Consider the following 5018-nt stretch of genomic DNA (forward strand, 5'->3'; position numbering starts at 1 on the left):
AGCTGCTGTGGGACGAGCTGCCGCCCGAGCTGACGCCCGAGCAACTGGCCGAAGCCGGCGTGTCAACCGATGCGCAGGCCGCAGCGGCGGTGCCGGTGCTGGCCCAGGCACCGGCCGCCGCCGCGGCCACGCTGGCCGAAGCGCCGTTCAACAGCGCGGCCTACGGCGCCACCACGCCGCCGTGGTCGGCCGCGCATGCGTACACCAACCTGTACCCGCCGAAGAAGCCCACCACCGCCACCGTGGTGGGCAACATCAACTGCACCGAAAGCGGCTTTGCCAGCGAAACCCACCATGTGGTGCTGGACTTCGGCGGCATGCCGTTCCCGGTGCTGGAGGGGCAGAGCATCGGCATCATTCCGCCCGGCGTGGATGCGAACGGCAAGCCGCACGTGGCGCGCCAGTACAGCGTGGCCAGCCCGCGCAACGGCGAGCGGCCGGGCTACAACAACGTGGCGCTGACCGTCAAACGCGTGACCGAGGACCACCAGGGCCAGCCGGTGCGCGGTGTGGCGTCCAACTATGTGTGCGACCTGAAGGTGGGCGACACGGTGCAGGTGGTGGGGCCCTTCGGCCACAGCTTTTTGATGCCCAACCACCCGCGCTCGCACATCGTGATGATCTGCACCGGCACCGGCAGCGCGCCGATGCGCGCGATGACCGAATGGCGGCGCCGGCTGCGCAAGAGCGGCCGCTTCGAGGGTGGCAAGCTGATGCTTTTCTTCGGTGCCCGCACGCCGCAGGAGCTGCCGTACTTCGGCCCGCTGCAAACCCTGCCCAAGGACTTCATCGACATCAACCTGGCCTTCTCGCGCCAGAGCGACCAGCCCCGCCGCTACGTGCAGGACCTGATGCGCGAACGCGCCGCCGACCTAGCCGCGCTGCTGAAGGACGGCCACACGCACTTTTATGTGTGCGGCCTCAAGAGCATGGAAGAAGGCGTGGTGCTGGCCCTGCGCGACGTGGCCGAGCAGGCCGGCCTGGCCTGGGACACGCTGGGCCCGGTGCTCAAGGCCGAAGGCCGGCTGCACCTGGAGACGTATTGAAGTTCGCCGACTTCCAGCCCGGCCAGCTGATCGAGGCCGGGCCCTACGCCGTGACCGAGGCCGAGGTGCTGCAGTTTGCCGGCGCCTATGACCCGCAGTGGTTCCACACCGACCCGGCCGCCGCCGCGCAAGGTCGCTTCGGCGGGCTGATTGCCAGCGGCTGGCACACCTGCGGCATCGCGATGCGGCTGGTCACCGAGGCGGCGCTGGACGGATCTGAGTCGTATGCCTCGCCCGGGCTGCAGTACGTGAAGTGGCCGGCCCCGGTGCGGCCGGGTGATGCGCTGCGGCTGCGGGCCACGGTGATCGAGACCCGCCGCTCACGCAGCCAGCCGGGGCTGGGCATCCTGCGCTGGCGCTGGCAGCTGCACAACCAGCAAGGGGTGGAAGTGCTGAACCTGGAAGCCACCAGCCTGTTCGACCTGGCCGCCCCCGCCCCTGCTTCAGGCGGCGGCTGAAGCCGCGCGCAGCGGCAGCGGTTGCGGCGCTTCCATCCAGCGCTGCACCAGCAGGCCCAGCGCCACGCTCAGTGGCCAGCAGGCCAGCACCGCCACAGCCAGCGCCATCGGCGCGTCGGTCAGGCCGGCCACGCTGGCGCACACCAGCACCAGCAGCGGGTAGTGCAGCAGGAACATCGGGTAGCTGGCCGAAGCCAGCTCGCCCAGCGCCCGCAGCCACCGAGCGGGCAGCCGGCGCAGCCACTCGTCCAGCCAGCCGTGGGCGCACAGGCCCATGGCGGTGAGCGTGGCCACCGCGATGCGCGAGCGCCAGGCCAGCACCAGCGCCAGCAGGCCGATGGCGCCCACGGTCCCCAGCGCCAGCGGCGAAGGCAGCCGCGCGCCGCGCCGCAGCACGCAGGCCAGCATGCCCAGCGCATAGGAGCCGGCAAAGTACGGCGCCCAGGCGTCCAGCCGGGGGTCGAGGTTCCAGCGCAGCAACGACAGCAGGCTGATGCCCAGCGTCAACCCGCCGAACACCGCCAGCCGGCCGCGCACGCTCAGCGGCAGCGCCCGGCACAGCATGGCCAGCAGCACCAGGCCGATGTACAGCTGCAGGTCGATGGCCACGTACCAGAAGCCGGCCGACAGCCCCTCCTGGCCCAGCACGTCCTGCAGCAGCAGCAGGTTGGCCGCCACCTGCGGCAGGTCCAGCGCTCGCGGATCGACGTCCAGCGGCAGCTCGGCCGGCAGCGGGCCCCAGCGCAGCCAGCCCAGCACGGCCAGCATCGCGAAGGCGGCCAGCCAGTAGGTGGGCAGCAGCCGGCGCGCGCGCTGCACGATCAGCTGCCAGGTCTGGCGGGTCAGCGGCGCCGTGGTGGGCTTGTGCAGCTTGCCCAGCATGGAGGCGGCGCCCAGGTAGCCGCCGATCACCAGGAACACCTGCACCGCCAGCCGGCCGTCGGCCACGATCCAGCCCAGCGGCCCGGCCGGCACCGGGCCGTACAGAAACAGGTGGTGGAACAGGATCAGGTGCGCGGCGAGCACCTTGGCCAGGTCGATGGCCGGGCTGGTGGAAGCGGTACGTGACGTGGGGCGCAGGGCGGGCATGGTGCGGGCAGGGGCCGACCAGGGCCCGCATGCGGGCATGCGTGACGGACGGCATCAAAAAGAACAAGCGGCCGGGGTTGGCACGGGCGGCGGGCGCACCGTGCGGCACCGGGCCGCGGGGGCCGAGATGTTCGCACATGCGGCGCGCCCCCCGGGGCCGGCGCACCACCTGTTCAGGCGAGTGACGGGCGCCACGGCAGGCACCTCGGCCGCGTTTCAGTGCGCCGTGCAGCCGCCGATAAGGGGAAAGGCGCGCCCCTCGCCGGCGCCGCGCTGCCACATTTGTAGAGGTACACGATGAGCGAGACAACCTTCCTGGCTGCCAAGGTGCTGCTGCTGGAACACGACCCCGTGCACTACGCCAGCCTGCTGGAGTTCTGCGAGAACCTGGGTCTCATCACCGTGCCGCGTGCCGCGGCCGACGCGTTGGACGCGCTCAAGCAGCACAAGGACCTGGGCGGCGTGCTGCTGGCCGAGGACCTGCACGAAGACGGCAGCGACAGCCTGCCACTGGCCATCGCGCTGCACCGCCAGCGGCCCGAGCTGCCCATCTTCCTGCGCCGCACCAGCAGCCGGCCGCTGACCGACGACGAAGCCCGCGCCGTCACCCACCCCTGGCCCAGCGGCGACATGGCCGCGCTGCGCGAGCTGATCGACCACAGCCTGTTCGGGCTGCGCTACCCCACCACGCTGGTGGGCGGCGTGGTGGAGCTGAGCTGCAACGCCATCCGCTCGATGTTCCCGAATGCCGAGGTGGTGGCCGAGCCGCCCTACGTGGTGCACGACCGCATCATCTACGGCCAGGTGTCGACGCTGATTGCGCTGGAAAGCACCTGGTGCCGCGGCTACATGATGCTGCAGACCGAAGAAGGCGCGCTGCGCCAGGGCATGGCCCAGGGCATGGGCTACGAAGGCGTGGGCGGCGACCTGGGCTTTCGCGAACTGAACAACCTGCTGGGCGAGACTACCAACCTGGTGTGGGGCGCCTTCAAGAACCGCTACATCCCGCCCGAGGCGTTTGCCAACCAGCAGACGCAGGTGCCCATCGTCATCAACCATGAGCAGAAGTACATCTCGTTCGGGTCGCAGGACCCGCAGCTGTGCATCCGCTACCTGCTGACCGATCCGCGCCGGCCGCGCCAGCCGCCGGTGACCATCGTGCAGCGCTTCATCTTCAACCTCCTGTTCGTGCCGGAAGCCTTCGTCGAGTTCTCGGCAGGCAACAGCACCGCCGCCACCGGCGAACTCGAGTTCTTCTGATTCACGGAGTTTTCTGAATGGCCCAGATCCTGGTGGTGGACGACTCGAGCACGATGCGCGAGATCGTCTCCGGTTTTCTCACCCAAAACGGCTTCGACGTGGCCGTGGCCAACGACGGCCGCGCCGGCCTGCAGCTGCTGCAGGAAGACAACGGCATCAAGCTGGTGGTCAGCGACATCAACATGCCCAACATGGACGGCCTGACCATGGCCGACAAGATCCGCACCGAGCTGGGCAACACCGCGGTGCGCATCGTGATGCTGACCACCGAAGACAACGCCAGCATGCGCGCCCGCGGCAAGGAGATCGGCATCACCGGCTGGATCGTCAAGCCCTTCCGCGGCGAGGCGGTGCTGGGGCCGTTCAGGAAGTTGTGCGGGATGTGATGAAGCGCTTGAGCGGGACGGCCAGCTGCAGTCCATGCGCACCGAAAGGCTCGAAGCCATGGTGCCGGTAGAAGCGGGCTGCCCGGTCATCCTTGGCGTCGACGACCAACGCGAACACGGCCACTTCGGAGCGTGCGGCGCGAACAGCCGCGTCCGCCAGCAAGGCGCTGCCCAGCTGCCTGCCCTGGAAACGCTGGTCGATGGCCAGCCGGCCGACACGCGCCACGGGCACGCTGGGGTAGCGGGGAAGCCGCTTGGCCCAGTCTGCGGGCAGGTCGGTCAGCGCAACGCCGCAGGCCGCCAGCGTGTAGTAGCCGGCCACCGCGCCTGACACCGACTCCAGGGCCACATAGCAGGCACTGACGCGGCGGCGGACATCCTGTCCGGCCTGGGCGGCCAGGTAGTGATCCAACGCCGCCACACCACACGCAAAAGAAGCTCGCGCATGGCCTGGCGCCAACGGCTCCAGGCGGAACGGCGCGGTCACTTGGCGCCGTCGAGCAGGCGCTGGCGGGCCTTCAAAGCGCGCTTCATGGCCGGTGCAAGCGGCGGCGGATTCAACAGCAGGGCGGCAAAGCGCTCCTGGTCCTGCACGCTCAGGCGGATGAGCTGAGCGTCTTCTATCGTGCGTTGGGCGTCCTTCAAGGCGGCCGCCACGAGAAAGTCGCTGACGCTGCGGCCCTGAAGCTCCGCCGCACGGCGAACGACGGCCAGCGCATCGGGGGCGATGCGGGCTTCGACGCGGGCGGTGCGGGGGGTTGCAGTGGCGGCCATGGTCA

The 5018-nt window shown here is 70.0% G+C and carries 7 protein-coding genes; 4 read left to right on the forward strand and 3 right to left on the reverse strand.

The genetic code is table 11. The features are described from left to right. Together boxA and ABNT58_RS18915 are read left to right on the forward strand one after the other, a co-directional pair. A partial coding sequence (gene boxA, locus ABNT58_RS18910) for a benzoyl-CoA 2,3-epoxidase subunit BoxA (RefSeq protein WP_348754987.1) occupies positions 1 to 1046 on the forward strand: 1046 nt, incomplete at its 5' end. After that, positions 1043 to 1504 carry a MaoC family dehydratase gene (locus ABNT58_RS18915; protein ID WP_348754988.1) on the forward strand — a complete coding sequence of 154 codons (462 nt, stop codon included), beginning with the start codon at positions 1043 to 1045 and terminating at the stop codon, positions 1502 to 1504. The genes boxA and ABNT58_RS18915, both read left to right, overlap by 4 nt. On the opposite strand, the gene ABNT58_RS18920 is transcribed toward ABNT58_RS18915, so the two are convergent. Then, positions 1490 to 2593 carry an acyltransferase gene (locus tag ABNT58_RS18920; RefSeq protein WP_348754989.1) on the reverse strand — a complete coding sequence of 368 codons (1104 nt, stop codon included), beginning with the start codon at positions 2591 to 2593 and terminating at the stop codon, positions 1490 to 1492. The two genes, ABNT58_RS18915 and ABNT58_RS18920, sit on opposite strands and share 15 nt — an antisense overlap. Before the next feature lie 297 nt (positions 2594 to 2890). Between ABNT58_RS18920 and ABNT58_RS18925 the strand changes: the two genes are divergently transcribed. Both ABNT58_RS18925 and ABNT58_RS18930 read left to right on the forward strand, forming a co-directional pair. Further along, positions 2891 to 3853, forward strand: a complete 963-nt coding sequence (locus tag ABNT58_RS18925) for a chemotaxis protein CheX (protein ID WP_348754990.1) — start codon at positions 2891 to 2893, stop codon at positions 3851 to 3853. Between the two features lie 17 nt (positions 3854 to 3870). Continuing rightward, positions 3871 to 4239, forward strand: a complete 369-nt coding sequence (locus ABNT58_RS18930) for a response regulator (protein WP_348754991.1) — start codon at positions 3871 to 3873, stop codon at positions 4237 to 4239. On the opposite strand, the gene ABNT58_RS18935 is transcribed toward ABNT58_RS18930, so the two are convergent. Beyond that, positions 4217 to 4726 carry a GNAT family N-acetyltransferase gene (locus ABNT58_RS18935; protein ID WP_348754992.1) on the reverse strand — a complete coding sequence of 170 codons (510 nt, stop codon included), beginning with the start codon at positions 4724 to 4726 and terminating at the stop codon, positions 4217 to 4219. The genes ABNT58_RS18930 and ABNT58_RS18935 overlap by 23 nt on opposite strands. Continuing rightward, positions 4723 to 5013 (reverse strand): DUF1778 domain-containing protein, encoded by a 291-nt coding sequence (locus ABNT58_RS18940; RefSeq protein ID WP_348754993.1) that lies wholly within the window; start codon positions 5011 to 5013, stop codon positions 4723 to 4725. The genes ABNT58_RS18935 and ABNT58_RS18940 overlap by 4 nt, the downstream gene beginning before the upstream one ends. Positions 5014 to 5018: the final 5 nt, after the last annotated feature.

Origin of the sequence: uncultured Aquincola sp. (genome assembly GCF_964001545.1) — a bacterium.
Lineage (GTDB): Bacteria > Pseudomonadota > Gammaproteobacteria > Burkholderiales > Burkholderiaceae_C > Aquincola.